Here is a 15202-nt window from a genome sequence, read left to right on the forward strand (position 1 = left end):
CGTGCCGGTCGGACGGCTGGCCTACGCCAGCGCAAATGGCGTGGCGCGCAAGCGCTTGCCGGTGGCCGCAAAGATGGCGTTGCCGATCGCCGGCACCACCGGCGGGTTGGACAGCTCGCCAACGCCGCCGGGCTGCCTGCCGGAGGGCGGCATCACCACGATCTCCAGCGCCGGGGCGTCGCTCATGCGCACCACCGGGTAGTCGTGGAAGTTGCTTTGCTTCACGCCGCCGTTCTCGATATGCACCGCGTTCATCAACGCGGTGGACACGCCCCAGTAGATGCCGCCAGCCAGTTGCTGGCGCACCGAGCTGGGATCGACGGCAAGCCCGCAGTCCACCACGCAGGTGATCTTGTGCACGGTGATGGCGCCGTTCCTGACGCTGACATCGGCCACGATGGCGATATAGCTCTTGTAGCCTTCGTAGGTGGCCACGCCCAGGCCACGGCCAATGCCGCCCTTGCCCGGCTTCGCGCCGGCTTTCCAGCCCGCCAGCGCGGCGGCGCGGTCGAGCACCGCCACATGCTCGGGCTTGCCTTGCAGCAGCTTCCTGCGCAACGCCACCGGGTCCTGCGTGCTGGCATGCGCGGCTTCGTCGATCAGGCTTTCGATGGCGAAGATATTCGGCACGTAGCTCACCGCGCGCCACCACCACACCGGGAAGCCCGGCTCGTGGCGCACCCAGGCGAGGTCGAGCGCGGGCACCTGGTAGTAGAAATCGTCGCGCATGCCCTCGGTGCAGCTCGGGTCGACCGGCACCTTGGCCAGGAAGCCGGGATCGTCGGGCTCCTTGATCGACGGCACCACTGCGCGCAAGCTGAAGGCCTGCACATTGCCGGCCGCGTCCAGCGCGGCGCGCGCCTTGTGCACGCTGGCGCTCTGGTAATAGAACGCGTGCATGTCGTCTTCGCGGCTGTAGAGCAGCTTGACGGCGCGGCCCATGCGCTTGGCGATATAGGTCGCTTCCAGGATGATGTGCAGCCCTTCGCGGGCGCCGAAGCTGCCGCCGGCTTCGGTCAGATGGATCTTCACCTTGTCGCGCGAGATGCCGGCAATGGTCTCGGCCGCCTGCGCGCAGCGCGAGGGCACCTGCACGCCGCCCCAGTACTCCACCGCGTCCGGCCGCACCCACGCCACGATGCTGAGCGGCTCCATCTGCGCATGCGCCTTGTAGGGCATGGTGTAGACCGCTTCCACCACCTTGGCGGCGCCCTGGAAGGCGGCATCGGCATCGCCCTTGACCTTGGACTTCTTGCCAGGCTCGTCCACGCGCGCGGCCATGGCGCGGATGGCGGCCTCGGCGCTGAAGTCCTTCATTGCGCTTTCACCCCACGCCACCTTGAGCGCCTGGCGCGCGCGCTGCGCGGCCCAGAAATGATCGGCCACGATGGCCACGCCGGGCTGGCTGGCGCCGTTGATGGGGCGCGCGGCCGGCGCGTCGGGGCGGAAATGCGCGATCGTTTCCGGGATCTCGGTGGCGAACACATCGCGCACGCCGGGCAACGCCTTGACCTCGGCGGCGTTGAACGACACCACCCGCGCGTTGACCACCGGCGCGTGCACCACGATGGCGGTCAGCATGTCCGGCAGCTTGACGTCGATGGCGTAGCACGCGCGGCCGGTGAGCTTGTCGGCCACGCGGTAGCTGCTGCGCTCCTTGCCGATCAGCACGAACTCGTCTGGCCGCTTGAGCGTGACCTCGGCCGGCACCGGCAGGCGTGCCGCGCCTTCGGCCAGCTCGCCGTAGGTGAGGCGCTGTCCGCTGGCCACGTGGATCACGGCGCCTGCGGCCGTCTTGCAGGCCGCCGGCTCCACCGCCCAACGCCGCGCCGCCTGCGCTACCAGCATGACGCGCGCGGTGGCGCCCGCGCGGCGCAGCGTGTTCCACTCCAGCGGCACGCTGGTGCTGCCGCCGGTCGCGTGCATGCCCCACAGCGGATGCAGGTAGGCCTTGGCGAGCGGATCGTCGGGCTGGATCACCTGCACGGTGGCCCAGTCGGCATCCAGCTCCTCGGCCAGCATCAGGCCCAGCGCATTCTTCACGCCGGTGCCGCTGTCGTACTTGTGCACCACCAGCAGCACGCGGTTGTCAGGGGTGACGCGCACCCAGGCATTGGGGGCGAAGTTGCCGGCCGCGCTGTCGGTGATGGGCGCGGCGGCCGCGTTGCGGATGAGCTGGCCGCCGCTGCCGATCTCCAGCAGCAGACCGCCGGCGAGCGCCGCGCCGGCTTGCAGGAAGCGGCGGCGCCCGCCGTTGGCTGGGGTGGCATCGATCAGGTTGAGCTCGCGCTTCATGCTGGCTTGCCTCCACGCAGTTCGGCGGCGGCGCGATGGATCGCGCGGCGGATGCGGTCGTAGGTACCGCAGCGGCAGATGTTGCCGGCCATGGCGGCGTCGATATCGCTGTCGGTGGGGTTGCGCTTGCTGGCCAGCAGCGCGGCGGCCGACATCAGCTGGCCGGACTGGCAGTAGCCGCATTGCGGCACGTCTTCGGCTTGCCAGGCTTTCTGCACCGCGTGCAGCGCATCGGGCTGGCCCAAACCCTCGATGGTGGTGACCCGCTTGCCGGCCACGGTGGAGACCGGCGTCTGGCAGGCGCGCACCGGGGCGCCATCCACATGCACCGTGCAGGCGCCGCACAGGCCCATGCCGCAGCCGTACTTGGTACCGGTGAGATCGAGCTCGTCGCGCAGCACCCACAGCAAGGGGGTGTCGCCGGGAGCTTGCACGGCGCGCAGGGCGCCGTTGACTTTGATGGGGGTCATGGTTCTTTCTCCTTGCTCCGCCGTTTGTCACTGCTTGGCGCTGCATATCGCTGCTTGGCGCTGCTGATTGCTGTCTTTGGGGGCTGGCGGGCCGTGTTGAAGCAAAGACTAGCTGCGCCAAATCCATATGTGAAATATGATTTGAGAATCTTTTCCATACGACATTCATATGGATATCCGCCAACTCCGCTATTTCATCGCCGTCGCCGAGGAGGGCAACTTCAGCCGTGCCGCCGAGCGCCTGCATATTTCCCAGCCGCCGCTGAGCCAGCAGATCAAGTCGCTGGAGGCGTCTCTTGGGGTCATCCTGTTCGAGCGCGGCCGCCTGGGCGCGCGCCTGACCCGGGCGGGCGAGGCGCTGCTGACGCGGGCGCGCGACATCGTGGCCGACCTGGACTCGACCCGGAAAATGGTGCTGCGCGTGGCCGACGGGCTGGAGGGCTACCTGCGCATCGGCATCATCAATTCCGTGATGTACGGCCCCCTGCCCCGCACCATGCGGCTGTTCCAGGAGCGCAACCCGGCGGTGGAGTGGACCCTGCACGAGATGCTCCCCGACCAGCAGGGCGAGGCGCTGGTGCGTGGCCAGATCGACGTGGGCTTTGCCTCCAGCGCTACCGGGCGGGAGGAACTGCGGTCGATCCGCGTCTATCCGCAGCCACTGATGGCCGCGTTGCCGGCAAGCCATCCACTGGCGGCAAGCGGCCGGATCCGGCTGAAGGCGCTGGCGGCGGAACCATTTGTGCTGCTTAATACCCAAAGCCCAGTGATCCGCAGCTTGCTGGCCGCCTGCGTGCGCAATGGCTTCCACCCGCGCGTGCTGCACGAGTCGGTGGATCCGCAGACGGTGCTGAGCCTGGTGGGCGCCGGCGTGGGGGTGAGCGCGCTGCCGCGCTCGCTGTCGGGCGCGCCGCGGGAGGACGTCGCCTTCCTCACGCTGGACGAACCGGGGCTGGCCGCCGACCTTTATGCCACCGTGCGGCGCGACCACGGCCTGCCCGCGCTGGACCGCTTTCTCACGCTGCTGGAAGATGTCACCGAGGTATGGCATCGTGAGACGTTCGGGGAAGGCCTGCGCAGCACATAGCGCGCCCGGCGTCCCGCAATGCAACATTGCAGCCCCCGCGATGCCGCCCGCCTCCGGCGGGCTACGGGTTTTCCTATATATTGTCGCCGTTCACGTCACACCGGCAGTCCAGGAGAAGCACCCGATGAATTCCGGCCAACTGATTGAAAAACTCGCCGCCATCTTTGCGCTGATCGTGCTGATCGGCGGCTCGCTGCTGGTGCTCGCGCCCTTTACCACCGCGCTCTTGTGGGGCGCCATCCTCGCCTTCAGCTCGTGGTACCCCTATACGGTGCTGTCGCGCTGGATGGGCAACCGGCGCAGCCTGGCGGCCCTGATCTGCGTGCTGCTGGCCGCGGTCATCGTGCTCGGCCCCTTTGTCTATGCTGGCGCCAGCATCTCCGCGCACATCGACGAGCTGTCCGGCCTGGTCGACCAGTTCTTCGATCACGGCGCGCCCGCGCTACCCGGGTGGCTGACCGGCCTGCCCTATGTGGGCGACTACCTGCAAAGCTCCTGGGACAAGGTGATCCATGCCGACTCGGAGATGGTCGCCAACCTGCGCAAGCTGATCGCGCCCGTGGGCCATGTGGTACTGGGCGCCGGGCTGTCGATCGGCGCCGGGCTGGGCCAGCTGGCGCTGTCGATCGTGCTGGCGTTCTTCTTCTATACCGGCGGCGAGTTCGCGGTGGCGTGGCTGCGCGCTGGCATGCGCCGCATTGCCGGCGAGCGCGCCGACCACCTGCTGGCGCTGGCCGGCAACACCGTCAAGGGCGTGGTCTACGGCGTGTTGGGCACCGCCTTCGTGCAGGCCTTGCTGGCCGGCATCGGCTTCTGGATCGCCGGCGTGCCCGGCGCCGCCATACTCGGCTTCATCACCTTCTTCCTGTCCGTGATCCCGGTCGGCCCGCCGCTGGTGTGGATTCCCGCCGCGCTCTGGCTTTACCACACCGGCTCGCTCGGCTGGGCCATCTTCATGGTGGTGTGGGGCGTGGGCGTGGTCAGCATGGCCGACAACGTCATCAAGCCGCTCCTCATCAGCAAGGGCACCGACATGCCGCTGATCTGGGTCATGCTGGGCGTGTTCGGCGGCGCGCTGGCCTTCGGCTTTCTCGGCGTGTTTATCGGCCCGACGCTGCTGGCGGTGGCCTACGCGCTGCTGCGCGACTGGACCATCGGCTCGCAGCACCTGGCTGACCCGCCGCCCGCGCTGGCGCAAGGCAAGCCAATCACCACCGCCGAGGACGTGGCGGGTTCCGGCAAGGCATGAGCGAAACCAGCCGTCCCGAACCGCAGCCATTGGCACCACCGCCCACCCAGGCCGAGCTGGCCCGGATGGTGGCCTGCGAGTACTGCGATGCGGTCTACCAGCGCGCCGAGCTGGAGCCGGGCGAGCGCGCGCTGTGCCTGCGCTGCGGCGGCCAGCTCTACCGCGATAGCGCGCGGGCCTATGCGCGGCTGCTGCCGCTGGTCATTGCCGCGCTGATCCTGTTCCTGGTGTCCAACGCCTATCCCATCGTCGAGATGGATCTCAAGGGCGTGCGCACCGAAACCACGCTATGGGGCGCGGTGCTGGCGCTCTACGCGGACAACATGACGCTGGTGGCCGTGCTGGTGTTCGCCACCACCATCCTGTTTCCCTTGTCCGAGATGCTGATGATGCTTTACCTGCTGGTGCCGATGGCGCGCCACCGGATGCCGCCGGGCTTCGAGCGCATCGTGCGCGGCATCCAGCAAACCCGGCCGTGGGGCATGATCGAAGTCTTCATGATTGGCGTGCTGGTCACGCTGGTCAAGCTCTCGACCATGGCGCAGGTACTGCCGGGCGTGGCGCTGTGGTCGTTCGCCGCGCTGGTGATCGTGCTGGCCGCGATGCTGTCGTTCGATCCGCGCGATCTGTGGCAGCACCTGGACGAGGAGCCGCCCCGATGAGCGCCCCAACCCCCAAGGCCCCGGTGGGCGCCGCCGCGCTGGCGCGCTCGCGCCGCCTGGCCGCCAATGTGGTGGCGGAGCTGACCGACGACGACGAAACCAGGCCGCTGCCGCAGGTGCCTACCGCGACGTCGATGGGCCTGGTCTCCTGCCACGCCTGCGACGCGCTCAGCCCGCTCGCGATGCAAGGCGAGCCCTGCCCGCGCTGCGGCGCCACGCTGCATCACCGCAAGCCGAACAGCCTCGCGCGCACCTGGGCGTTCCTGTTGTCCGCCCTCATCCTTTATATTCCCGCCAACCTGCTGCCGGTCATGGTGACGCAGTCCATCCTGGGCACGCAGCGCGACACCATCTTCTCCGGCGTGGTCTACCTATGGTTGTCGGGCTCCAACATGCTGGCCATCGTGGTGCTGATCGCCAGCATCGTGGTGCCCCTGCTGAAGATGATCATCCTCGCGCTGCTGCTGCTGTCCGTGCATTTCCGCTCGCGCTGGCGAATTCGCCAGCAGACCAGGCTGTACGGGCTGGTGGAAATCATCGGCCGCTGGTCGATGCTGGATATTTTCGTGGTGGCGCTGCTGGCTTCGCTGGTGCGGGCCGGGGCACTGGCCACCATCATCCCGGGCGCCGGCGCCATGGCGTTCGGCTCCGTGGTGGTGCTCACCATGCTGGCTTCACTCAGTTTCGACCCGCGCCTGCTGTGGGATTCGATGGATACAAACGATGCCTGACCTAGACCAGTCCCCTCCCTCTCCTTCCTCGCAGCCACCGGCGCCGGAGCGCCGCCGCCGGGCGCGCTGGCTGCCCTCGCTGGTCTGGCTGATCCCGATCGTGGCGGCGGTGGTTGGCCTGTCGCTGCTGATCCACACGCTCACCGAGCGCGGCCCCGAGATCACGGTTACGTTCCGCACCGCCGAGGGCCTGGTCCCGGGCAAGACGCCGGTACGCTACAAGGACGTGGACATCGGCCTGGTCAAGTCCGTGCGGCTGGCCGGCGACCACTCGCACGTGATCGCCAAGATCGACCTGACCCAGGATGCGGCGAGCTTCTCCACCAAGGACACACGCTTCTGGGTGGTGCGCCCGCGCTTTGCCACCAGTGGCATCTCCGGGCTGAGCACCTTGCTGTCAGGCGCCTATATCGGCGTTGACGCCGGCAAGTCGGAGGAGCGCGTGCGCGACTTCACCGGGCTGGAAGTGCCGCCCGCCGTCACCACCGATGCCTCCGGCAAACAGTTCTTGCTGCGCGCCACCGATCTCGGCTCGCTCGACATCGGCTCGCCGGTCTACTACCGCCGCGTACAGGTCGGCCAGGTGGTGGCTTACCAGCTGGAGCCCAACGGGCGCGACCTGTCGCTGCGCGTGTTCATCAACAAGCCCTACGACAAGCTGGTCACGGCCGACTCGCGCTTCTGGCACGCCAGCGGCGTGGACATCAAGCTCGATGCCGGTGGCTTCAAGCTCAACACCCAATCGCTGGTGACGGTGCTGCTCGGCGGCGTGGCCTTCCAGGCCCCGGATGACTCCAAGGCGACGGATGCCGCTAACGAGAACACCCAGTTCCTGCTGGCCAGCGACCAGACCGAAGCGATGAAGGAGCCGGAAGAAATTGCGCCTTCTCTCGCCGTGCTGAACTTCGACCAGTCCGTGCGCGGGCTCTCGCCCGGCGCGCCGGTGGATTTCCGCGGCGTGGTCGTGGGTCAGGTGCGCTCGATCGGCATCGAGTACCAGGTCGAGAAGAAGGCGTTCCGCCTGCCCGTGGTGGTGGAACTGTACCCCTCGCGCATGGGCTTCCGGGCGCGTGACGTGGAGGACGTCAACCGCGCCCGCAATATCGTCCAGACGCTGATCAAGCGCGGCATGCGCGCGCAGTTGCGCACCGGCAACCTGCTGACCGGCCAGCTCTATGTCGCGCTGGATTTCTTCCCCAAGGCGCCACCGGCCAACGTCAACCTGGATGGCGCCATGCCTGAACTGGCCACCACGCCGGGCGCGTTCGACGAGCTGCAGGCCAAGCTGGGCGATATCGTCAACAAGATCGACAAGGTGCCGTTCGAGCAGATCGGCCAGGACCTGCGCACGTCGATAGCCACGCTCAACACCATGATGATGAGCGCCGACAAACTGGTCGCCCAGCTCAACGGCGACGTGGCGCCCCAGGTGCTGGCCGCGCTGCAGGACGCGCGCAAGACGTTGAGCGCGGCCAACGGCACGCTCGCCTCGGATGCCCCGCTGCAGCAAGACACGCGCCGCATGATGCAGGAGCTCACGCGCACCGCGGTGTCGCTGCGCACGCTGACCGAATACCTGGAACGCCACCCTGAAGCGCTGGTGCGCGGCAAGCCGGAGAAATGATGATGACCCGCATAGAGATGACCCCCCACCGCCTGTTGCTGCCCCTCGCGCTCGGCGCCGCGCTGCTGGCGGGCTGCGCCTCGCCCGATCCGCGCTACTACACGCTGGCCCAGGGTCCCGCTGCCGCTACGGCTACCGGCGCCGAAGGACAGGCCGCCGCGCCAGCGCGGGCGCCGCAGGCGCAGCCGGTGTGGATCGAGGTTGCGCCGGTGCGCGTGCCTGAACGCCTCAACCGGCCACAGCTGGTGGTGCGTGACGGCAAGGATGGCAACGAGCTCAAGCTGCTGGACCTGTCGCGCTGGTCCGCGCCGCTGCCGGACGAGCTGCGCGACGCGCTGTCGCAGCAACTGCAGGCCAGGCTAGGTGCGGTCGACACCTACCAGCAAGGCTTGTCGGAAGTGGAGCCCGTGTTCCGCATCACCACCGAAGTGGTGCGGCTGGATGCTGACGTGGGCCAGCGCGCTGGCGCCATCATCAACTGGACCGTGCGCCGCCTGCCCGACGGCAAGGTCAAGGCCGGCCGCACGCAGGCCGAACTGGCCGCGCCGGGCGCGGTGGACGGCGTGGTGGCGGCTTACCGCCAGATCGTGGCAAGCACCGCGGACGATATCGCGGCGGGCGTGGAAACACTGCGCAGAGGCACGGCGAAATAGCGAAGAAGTAGCGGCGCGGCGGGATGCAGGTCCCGCCCGCGCCGGAATCAATCCTCCGCCGGCGCCGGCGCGCCCCGGCAACTGCGCCGCCGCTCCGACTCGGCCATGGCCGCCAGGCAGGCCTCGGCGTCTCCCGCCACCAGCTTGGCCGAGCAGGCCAGCATCAGGTTCTTGCTCAGGCCGAAGTCCTCCACCACGAAGCCACGCGCATCGAGCCGTTCGCCCTTGCCGTGCGTTTCATCGGCGGCAACGGCCACGCGGTCCAGCAACGTGCCGCGGTCGCTGCTGTAGCCCCATACCGGCTTTTGCAGCGCGATCGCGAATCCCACCTCGAATGCCGTGCCCGAGTCCGGCTCGCCCGGCCCGCGGAAATCGTCCAGGTTGGCCATCACCATGTCGGCGCGGCGCAGCAGGTTGATGTTCGCCTCGTAGATCCAGCGCGCGGTGTCGGGGCCGCAAAGGCCGGCCGGGGCGGCTTTGTCGAGGGGATAGAGGCCAAGGAAGCCGTAATGGGCGCAGCGGGCCTTGAGGGCCTCGCCGTAGGCGATGGCGTCTTTGCGAAATACGTCGAAGCCGGCGAGATAGATGGTTTTCATTGAGCGTGGCGGGGTGGCGGACGTTGACGCCAGTGAGAATAGCGCATGTGTTTGACGTGATGGCTACAGCGTCCACTTCAAACCCAACGTCAACCTGAACCTGAACGGCAGGTCGCCGCCCTCGCCAGGCGGCGGCCTGCGTTCCTGCGTTCCCGTGCTCACGCGGGCGGCGAGCCATCCTTGAATGCGCCCTTGAGCATCTGCCGCAGTTCGGGGCCATCCTGGTGCTGGTGCACCTGCACCGCATGCTGGACCGCGACTTCGAGCAGTTCGTCTTCGGTGTCGGCGCTCAATGCCACCGTGCACTTCGACTCGCTCGGAAACTCGCGGCAATCGATATATTTGCGTCCCATCATTGCCTCCTGACGCGCGAGGGTGAGATGGCGCCGCCGGGGCGGCGGGCGCCTGATCCACCGCCTGATCCAGTATAGGACCGGCGCCGTGCGCGGGCGAGGCCTGCCAGCGCGTCAGAGTACCGGCGTGATCACCTTGCCGGTGCCAAGGAACGCATCGAGGTTGTCGAACACCAGCCCGGCCATGGCCGCGCGGGTTTCATGCGTGCCGCTGGCCACGTGCGGAGCCAGTACCGCGTTGTCCAGCGCGAACAGCGCCTCGGGCACTTCCGGCTCGGCGCGGAACACGTCCAGCCCGGCGCCGCCGAGGCGGCCGTCGCGCAGGGCCGCCACCAGCGCGTCTTCGTCCACCACGCTGCCGCGCGACACATTGACCAGGATGCCCTTGGGGCCCAGCGCCTCGATGATGTCGGCCGATACCAGCCCTTCGGTCTCGGGGCCGCCCACGCAGGTTACGGCCAGGAAATCCGCCCAGCCGGCCAGCGCCTTCAGGTCAGGCTCGTGGCGCCACGGCGCGCCGGCGCGCGCCCGGCGGTTGTGGTACGCGATATCCATGCCGAAGCCGGTGGCGCGCTGCGCCACTTTCTCGCCGATGCGACCCAGGCCCAGGATGCCGAGCTTCTTGCCGGAGACGCGGGTGGTCAGCGGGAAGTTGTCCTTGCCCCACTTGCCGGCGCGCACGAAGCGGTCGCCATGGGCGATGCCGCGGGCGGCGTCGAGCAGCAGGCCGAAAGCGAGGTCAGCCACGCAGTCGTTGAGCACGTCGGGCGTGTTGCTGACCTGGATGCCGCGCGCGCGGGCCGCGTCCAGCGCGATCGAGTCATAGCCGACCCCAAAGCTCACGATGGCTGCGAGCCTGGGCATGGCCGCGATGGCCTCGGCGGTAATGCCGTGGCGCGCCGATGTCACCGCCACGCGCGCCTGCTGCGCGTGCTCGCGCAGCCACGCCAGCGGCTCGGGCTGCTCCCACAGCGGCACGGCCTGGTACTGCTCGCGCAGGCGGGAATTGATCTGCGGCGCGAGCGGGCCGATCTGGATGAGCGTGGCTTGGGACATGGATGCGAGGCGAGGGGAAAAATGCAACGTTGGATGGTAGCGCAATCATAACGCGTCCGGCGCCGCGCCGCAGGGCAGCGCCCAGGCTCGGGAGTCAGGCGCTCTCGCGCTGGATGACATCGAACCCCAGGTCGATGATGCGCTCCCCCACTTCGCGCCCGTCGATGCGGGCCAGCAGGCACTCGGCAGCGGTGCGGCCAATGGCCGGGCCGTCGATGCGCACGGTCGACAACGCCGGGTAGGTATGCGCGGCAAAGTTGAGATCGCCAAAGCCCATCACCGCGAGCTGCTCCGGCACCTTCAGCCCGCGCGCGCAGGCTTCCGAGAGCGCGCCCTGCGCCAGCGTGTCCGAGCTGCAGAACACCACGTCCGGCTGCGCGCCGCCGTCGAGCAGCCGCGCCAGCCCCTCGCGGCCAAGCCCCAGGCTGGACGGCGCGGGCACGATGCTGCTCGGCACTTCCGTGATGCCGTGGCGGCCGAACGCGTCGAGAAAGCCCAGGCGGCGCGACTCAGCGCGCTGGTCGCTGGCCGACAGGATGGCCGGCTTGCGATAGCCGCGCGCATGCAGGAACTCGGCCACTGTCTGGCCCACCTTCTCGTGAGAGAAACCCACCAGCATGTCGATCGGCGTGGGCGTGATGTCCCAGGTTTCCACCACCGGCACGCGCGCGGCCAGCAGGCGCCGGCGCGTGTCGGCGGTGTGCGCGATGCCGGTCAGCACGATGCCGTCGGGGCGGCGCGAAAGGATGGCGGCCAGCAGGTCCTGCTCGCGCGTGGCGGCATAGCCGGACAGGCCCAGCATCATCTGGTAGCCCGCTTGCGAGAAGCGATCGGTCAGCGCCTGGATGGTGTCCGCAAAGATCGAGTTGGCGATGGTCGGCACGATGGCCGCGATCAGCCGGCTGCGCCGCGAGGCCAGGCCGCCGGCCAGCAAGTTGGGCACGTAGCCGGTGCGCTGGATGGCCTCCTGCACGCGCGCCACGGTGCCCGCCGAGACCAGCCCGGGCTGGTTGACCACGCGCGACACGGTGATCGGCGAGACGCCCGCGATCTTGGCCACGTCAGCCAGCGTGACGCTGCCGGTGGCGCGGCCGGCAGGGGCTGGCGTGGGCGCGGAACGAGGGGCGGTGCGAGGAGCGGTCGGCTTACGGGATGAGGCCATGAATGTGGTGAAGGAAGCGGAAAAAGCCGGCTGGGCGCAGGGCCGGCATGGGCGCCATGATAGCGCCCGCGCCGCGCCGCGGGCCGCGATGCGGGAGTGCGCGACGGGTTAACCCCGAGCACGCATGCGTTGTGGGCGACAAATGACAGCGCTATCATCTGCTGTCTTCGGCGCTGGAGAAGCAGGACGGCCGCCCGCCGGGGCCAGACAAAAAAAGAGCAGACGTCGCCACGACGCTACCGATCAGAGGAGACAGCCCATGCCCACGAACCCCGCCGGCAAGAAGCCGCAAGACCGGCCCCGCAAGCAGCCCGAGGAACTGCGCAGCCACCGCTGGTACGGCGCCAACGACCTGCGCGCCTTCGGCCACCGCTCGCGCACCGCGCAGATGGGCTACAGCCGCGCCGACTACGCCGGCAAGCCGGTTGTCGCCATCATCAACACCTGGAGCGACATCAACCCCTGCCACAGCCACTTCCGCCAGCGCGCCGAAGAGGTCAAGCGCGGCATCTGGCAGGCGGGCGGATTCCCGGTGGAAATGCCGGCAATGAGCCTGTCCGAGCCGTTCCAGAAGCCCACCACCATGCTCTACCGCAACTTGCTGGCGATGGAGACGGAGGAACTGCTGCGCTCCTACCCTGCCGATGGCTGCGTGCTGCTGGGCGGCTGCGACAAGACCACGCCTGCCCTGCTGATGGGTGCGCTGGCGATGGACCTGCCCACCCTCTTCGTGCCGGCCGGGCCGATGCTGCGCGGCAACTGGAACGGCGTGACGCTGGGCTCCGGCTCGGATACGTGGAAGTACTGGGCCGAGCTGCGCGCCGGCAATATCACCGAGCAGGACTGGCAGGGCATCGAAGACGGCATCGCGCGCTCGCCGGGGCATTGCATGACGATGGGCACGGCATCGACCATGACGGCCGTGGTGGAGGCCATCGGCATGTGCCTGTCCGGCGCCTCGTCGATCCCCGCGCCGGATTCGCGCCATGCGCAAATGGCCTCGCTGTCTGGCCGGCGCATCGTCGAGATGGTGTGGCAGGACCTGAAGCCATCGGAGATCGTCACGCCCGCCGCCATCGACAACGGCGTGCGCACCGCGCTGGCGCTGTCCGGCTCCACCAACGCCATCGTCCACCTGATCGCACTGGCGCGCCGCGCCGGCCATGCGCTATCGCTGGATCGCTACGACGAGCTGGCGCGCAGCACGCCGGTGCTGGCCAATATCCGTCCGTCGGGCCAGTACCTGATGGAAGACTTCTACTACGCCGGCGGCCTGCGCGCGATGCTCGCGCAGATGGGCGACCTGCTCGATACCGGCACGCTCACCGTCGATGGCCGCACGCTGGGAGAGAACCTGGCAGGCGCGCGCGTGTTCAACGACGACGTGATCCGCCCGCGCGACAAGCCGCTGGTAGCCAGCGACGGGCTGGCCGTGCTGCGCGGCAACCTCGCCCCGGACGGCGCCGTGATCAAGCCCCCGGCCGCGCAGCAGGACCTGCTGCGCCACACAGGGCGCGCCGTGGTGTTCCGCGACTACAACGACATGGCCGCCCGCATCGACGACCCGGCGCTGGACATCGATGCCACCTGCGTGATCGTGCTGCAGAACGCCGGCCCGCAAGGCGCACCCGGCATGCCGGAATGGGGCCAGTTGCCGATTCCGCAGAAGCTGCTCAAGCAAGGCGTGCGCGACATGGTGCGCATCTCGGATGCACGCATGAGCGGCACCAGCTACGGCGCGTGCGTGCTGCACGTGGCACCGGAATCGTATGTGGGCGGCCCGCTCGCCTTCGTGCGCGACGGCGACCTGATCGAGCTGGACGTGCCGGCCCGCAAGCTCAACCTGCTGATCAGCGACGACGAGATGGCGCGCCGCCGCGCCGCCTGGGTCGCGCCCGTGCCCAAGTTCGAGCGCGGCTACGGCAAGCTCTACCTGCGCCACGTCAGCCAGGCGGACAAGGGCTGCGACTTTGATTTCCTGGAACCGGTCGATGCCCCGGAGGACGGCGAGCCGGAGATTCACTAGCGCTTAACTAGCGTCCCACCATCGCCCCGCCATCGCCCCGCCATCGCTTCACCACCCCAATAAGAACCGAGGAGACCCCACCCCATGAAACGCCAAGCCCTTGCGCTGCTGGCCGCCGCGGCGACCCTGGCTGCCGCCGCCCTCCCGCTGAGCGCATCCGCCCAGGCCAGCTGGCCCAGCAAGCCGATCACCTACGTGGTGCCGTTCCCGCCCGGGGGCACCACCGACACCCTGGCGCGCCTGATCGGCCAGCGCCTGGGCCAGGCGCTCGGCACCACCGTGGTGGTGGAGAACCGCCCCGGCGCCGGCGGCAATATCGGCTCCGACTACGCCTCCAAGGCCGCGCCCGACGGCTACACCATCCTCGGCGGCACCATCAGCTCGCACGCGATCAATGCCAGCCTGTACCCGAAGATGCCGTACGACGTGGTCAAGTCCTTCGCCCCCATCACGCTGATCGGCACCAATGCCAATGTGCTGGTAGTCAGCGCCGGCAGCCCGTTCAAGACGGTGAAGGACATCGTGGCCGAAGCCAAGGCCAAGCCGGATACGCTCGCCTTCGCATCCGCCGGCAACGGCACCTCGCAGCACCTGGCCGGTGAGTTGTTCAAGAGCCTGGCCGGCATCAAGATCACACACATTCCCTACAAGGGCAGCGGCCCGGCGATCCAGGACGTGATGGCGGGGCAGGTGCCGATGATGTTCGACACGACTGTGGTGGCCGCCCAGCATATCGACTCGGGCAAGCTGCGGGCGCTGGCCGTGACTTCCGCCAGGCGCATCAAGAGCATGCCGAATGTGCCGACGATGGCCGAAGCCGGCGTCAGTGGCTACGAGCTGGAATCCTGGCAAGCGATCTTTGCGCCGGCAAATACGCCCAAGCCGATCGTGGACCGCTTGTACAAGGAGATCTCAGCGATCATCAAGACGCCGGATATGCAGGCGCGGCTGGAGAAGCTGGGCATGGAGCCGTCGGGGATGTCGCCGGGGGAGTTTGCGGAGTTCCAGCGCAGCGAGATCGTGAAGTGGGCGAAGGTGGTTAAGGCTGCGGATATCAGGATTGATTGAACAGGTAGCGGAGTGGCCCGCTGACGCGGGGGTGTCGCTTGTGGGCGGGGTTTTACGGCTTCTAGCTGCTGGCGCGGCTGTACGGTGTTGGCTGTTTTAGAACGTGTGAGATGTCACTTCTCTTTACTCGTAAAGAGAAGTAACCAAGAGAAAGCGATCCTTGCAGGAGG

At 68.4% G+C, this 15202-nt stretch carries 14 protein-coding genes; 8 read left to right on the forward strand and 6 right to left on the reverse strand.

Annotation, left to right across the window (positions count from 1 at the left end):
* Nucleotides 1–21 precede the first annotated feature (21 nt).
* The gene (locus tag AC1RQK_RS38290; RefSeq protein WP_492814680.1) at nt 22–2295 is read right to left on the reverse strand and encodes a xanthine dehydrogenase family protein molybdopterin-binding subunit; all 2274 of its coding nucleotides are present in this window, start codon (nt 2293–2295) and stop codon (nt 22–24) included.
* Nucleotides 2292–2765 carry a (2Fe-2S)-binding protein gene (locus tag AC1RQK_RS38295; RefSeq protein WP_150988391.1) on the reverse strand — a complete coding sequence of 158 codons (474 nt, stop codon included), beginning with the start codon at nt 2763–2765 and terminating at the stop codon, nt 2292–2294. Before AC1RQK_RS38295 ends, AC1RQK_RS38290 begins: the two co-directional genes overlap by 4 nt.
* Nucleotides 2766–2934: 169 nt before the next feature.
* Here AC1RQK_RS38295 and AC1RQK_RS38300 point away from each other — a divergent pair, with 169 nt between their 5' ends.
* The 6 genes from AC1RQK_RS38300 to AC1RQK_RS38325 all read left to right on the forward strand — a co-directional run bounded on the left by AC1RQK_RS38300 (nt 2935) and on the right by AC1RQK_RS38325 (nt 8771).
* Nucleotides 2935–3852 carry a LysR substrate-binding domain-containing protein gene (locus AC1RQK_RS38300; protein ID WP_492375826.1) on the forward strand — a complete coding sequence of 306 codons (918 nt, stop codon included), beginning with the start codon at nt 2935–2937 and terminating at the stop codon, nt 3850–3852.
* Between the two features lie 124 nt (nt 3853–3976).
* Nucleotides 3977–5101, forward strand: a complete 1125-nt coding sequence (locus AC1RQK_RS38305) for an AI-2E family transporter (RefSeq protein ID WP_492375827.1) — start codon at nt 3977–3979, stop codon at nt 5099–5101.
* Entirely contained in the window at nt 5098–5763 is a 666-nt protein-coding gene (locus tag AC1RQK_RS38310; RefSeq protein WP_492375828.1) for a paraquat-inducible protein A, read from the forward strand. The genes AC1RQK_RS38305 and AC1RQK_RS38310 overlap by 4 nt, the downstream gene beginning before the upstream one ends.
* Nucleotides 5760–6494 carry a paraquat-inducible protein A gene (locus AC1RQK_RS38315; RefSeq protein ID WP_492375829.1) on the forward strand — a complete coding sequence of 245 codons (735 nt, stop codon included), beginning with the start codon at nt 5760–5762 and terminating at the stop codon, nt 6492–6494. The genes AC1RQK_RS38310 and AC1RQK_RS38315 overlap by 4 nt, the downstream gene beginning before the upstream one ends.
* Nucleotides 6487–8118 (forward strand): PqiB family protein, encoded by a 1632-nt coding sequence (locus AC1RQK_RS38320; protein WP_492814683.1) that lies wholly within the window; start codon nt 6487–6489, stop codon nt 8116–8118. Before AC1RQK_RS38315 ends, AC1RQK_RS38320 begins: the two co-directional genes overlap by 8 nt.
* Nucleotides 8118–8771: a PqiC family protein gene (locus AC1RQK_RS38325; RefSeq protein WP_492814687.1), complete on the forward strand. Its 654-nt coding sequence runs from the start codon at nt 8118–8120 to the stop codon at nt 8769–8771. The genes AC1RQK_RS38320 and AC1RQK_RS38325 overlap by 1 nt, the downstream gene beginning before the upstream one ends.
* 47 nt (nt 8772–8818) lie before the next feature.
* Here AC1RQK_RS38325 and AC1RQK_RS38330 read toward each other — a convergent pair whose 3' ends face one another.
* From AC1RQK_RS38330 to AC1RQK_RS38345, 4 genes are all read right to left on the reverse strand, one after another.
* Nucleotides 8819–9367: a nucleoside 2-deoxyribosyltransferase gene (locus AC1RQK_RS38330; RefSeq protein ID WP_492375832.1), complete on the reverse strand. Its 549-nt coding sequence runs from the start codon at nt 9365–9367 to the stop codon at nt 8819–8821.
* A gap of 158 nt (nt 9368–9525) precedes the next feature.
* A complete protein-coding gene (locus tag AC1RQK_RS38335; RefSeq protein ID WP_006160277.1) occupies nt 9526–9720 on the reverse strand; it encodes a DUF1059 domain-containing protein in 195 nt (64 codons plus the stop codon).
* 114 nt (nt 9721–9834) lie between these two features.
* Nucleotides 9835–10776, reverse strand: coding sequence for a 2-hydroxyacid dehydrogenase (locus AC1RQK_RS38340; protein ID WP_492375833.1), 942 nt, complete (start codon nt 10774–10776; stop codon nt 9835–9837).
* Nucleotides 10777–10870: 94 nt separating this feature from the next.
* Nucleotides 10871–11938, reverse strand: coding sequence for a LacI family DNA-binding transcriptional regulator (locus AC1RQK_RS38345; protein WP_492375834.1), 1068 nt, complete (start codon nt 11936–11938; stop codon nt 10871–10873).
* A gap of 259 nt (nt 11939–12197) precedes the next feature.
* Here AC1RQK_RS38345 and araD point away from each other — a divergent pair, with 259 nt between their 5' ends.
* Nucleotides 12198–13964, forward strand: a complete 1767-nt coding sequence (gene araD, locus AC1RQK_RS38350) for an L-arabinonate dehydratase (RefSeq protein WP_492375835.1) — start codon at nt 12198–12200, stop codon at nt 13962–13964.
* A gap of 84 nt (nt 13965–14048) precedes the next feature.
* Nucleotides 14049–15032 (forward strand): tripartite tricarboxylate transporter substrate binding protein, encoded by a 984-nt coding sequence (locus tag AC1RQK_RS38355; RefSeq protein WP_416047749.1) that lies wholly within the window; start codon nt 14049–14051, stop codon nt 15030–15032.
* Nucleotides 15033–15202 lie beyond the last annotated feature (170 nt).

This window comes from Cupriavidus sp. GW822-FHT02D05, from assembly GCF_058802485.1.

Excerpts from the sequence above, each read along its gene's own strand:
- AC1RQK_RS38290 (WP_492814680.1), bottom strand. The coding sequence starts at position 2,295 with ATGAAGCGCGAGCTCAACCTGATCGATGCCACCCCAGCCAACGGCGGG.
- AC1RQK_RS38295 (WP_150988391.1), bottom strand. The coding sequence starts at position 2,765 with ATGACCCCCATCAAAGTCAACGGCGCCCTGCGCGCCGTGCAAGCTCCC.
- AC1RQK_RS38300 (WP_492375826.1), top strand. The coding sequence starts at position 2,935 with ATGGATATCCGCCAACTCCGCTATTTCATCGCCGTCGCCGAGGAGGGC.
- AC1RQK_RS38305 (WP_492375827.1), top strand. The coding sequence starts at position 3,977 with ATGAATTCCGGCCAACTGATTGAAAAACTCGCCGCCATCTTTGCGCTG.
- AC1RQK_RS38310 (WP_492375828.1), top strand. The coding sequence starts at position 5,098 with ATGAGCGAAACCAGCCGTCCCGAACCGCAGCCATTGGCACCACCGCCC.
- AC1RQK_RS38315 (WP_492375829.1), top strand. The coding sequence starts at position 5,760 with ATGAGCGCCCCAACCCCCAAGGCCCCGGTGGGCGCCGCCGCGCTGGCG.
- AC1RQK_RS38320 (WP_492814683.1), top strand. The coding sequence starts at position 6,487 with ATGCCTGACCTAGACCAGTCCCCTCCCTCTCCTTCCTCGCAGCCACCG.
- AC1RQK_RS38325 (WP_492814687.1), top strand. The coding sequence starts at position 8,118 with ATGATGACCCGCATAGAGATGACCCCCCACCGCCTGTTGCTGCCCCTC.
- AC1RQK_RS38330 (WP_492375832.1), bottom strand. The coding sequence starts at position 9,367 with ATGAAAACCATCTATCTCGCCGGCTTCGACGTATTTCGCAAAGACGCC.
- AC1RQK_RS38335 (WP_006160277.1), bottom strand. The coding sequence starts at position 9,720 with ATGGGACGCAAATATATCGATTGCCGCGAGTTTCCGAGCGAGTCGAAG.
- AC1RQK_RS38340 (WP_492375833.1), bottom strand. The coding sequence starts at position 10,776 with ATGTCCCAAGCCACGCTCATCCAGATCGGCCCGCTCGCGCCGCAGATC.
- AC1RQK_RS38345 (WP_492375834.1), bottom strand. The coding sequence starts at position 11,938 with ATGGCCTCATCCCGTAAGCCGACCGCTCCTCGCACCGCCCCTCGTTCC.
- araD (WP_492375835.1), top strand. The coding sequence starts at position 12,198 with ATGCCCACGAACCCCGCCGGCAAGAAGCCGCAAGACCGGCCCCGCAAG.
- AC1RQK_RS38355 (WP_416047749.1), top strand. The coding sequence starts at position 14,049 with ATGAAACGCCAAGCCCTTGCGCTGCTGGCCGCCGCGGCGACCCTGGCT.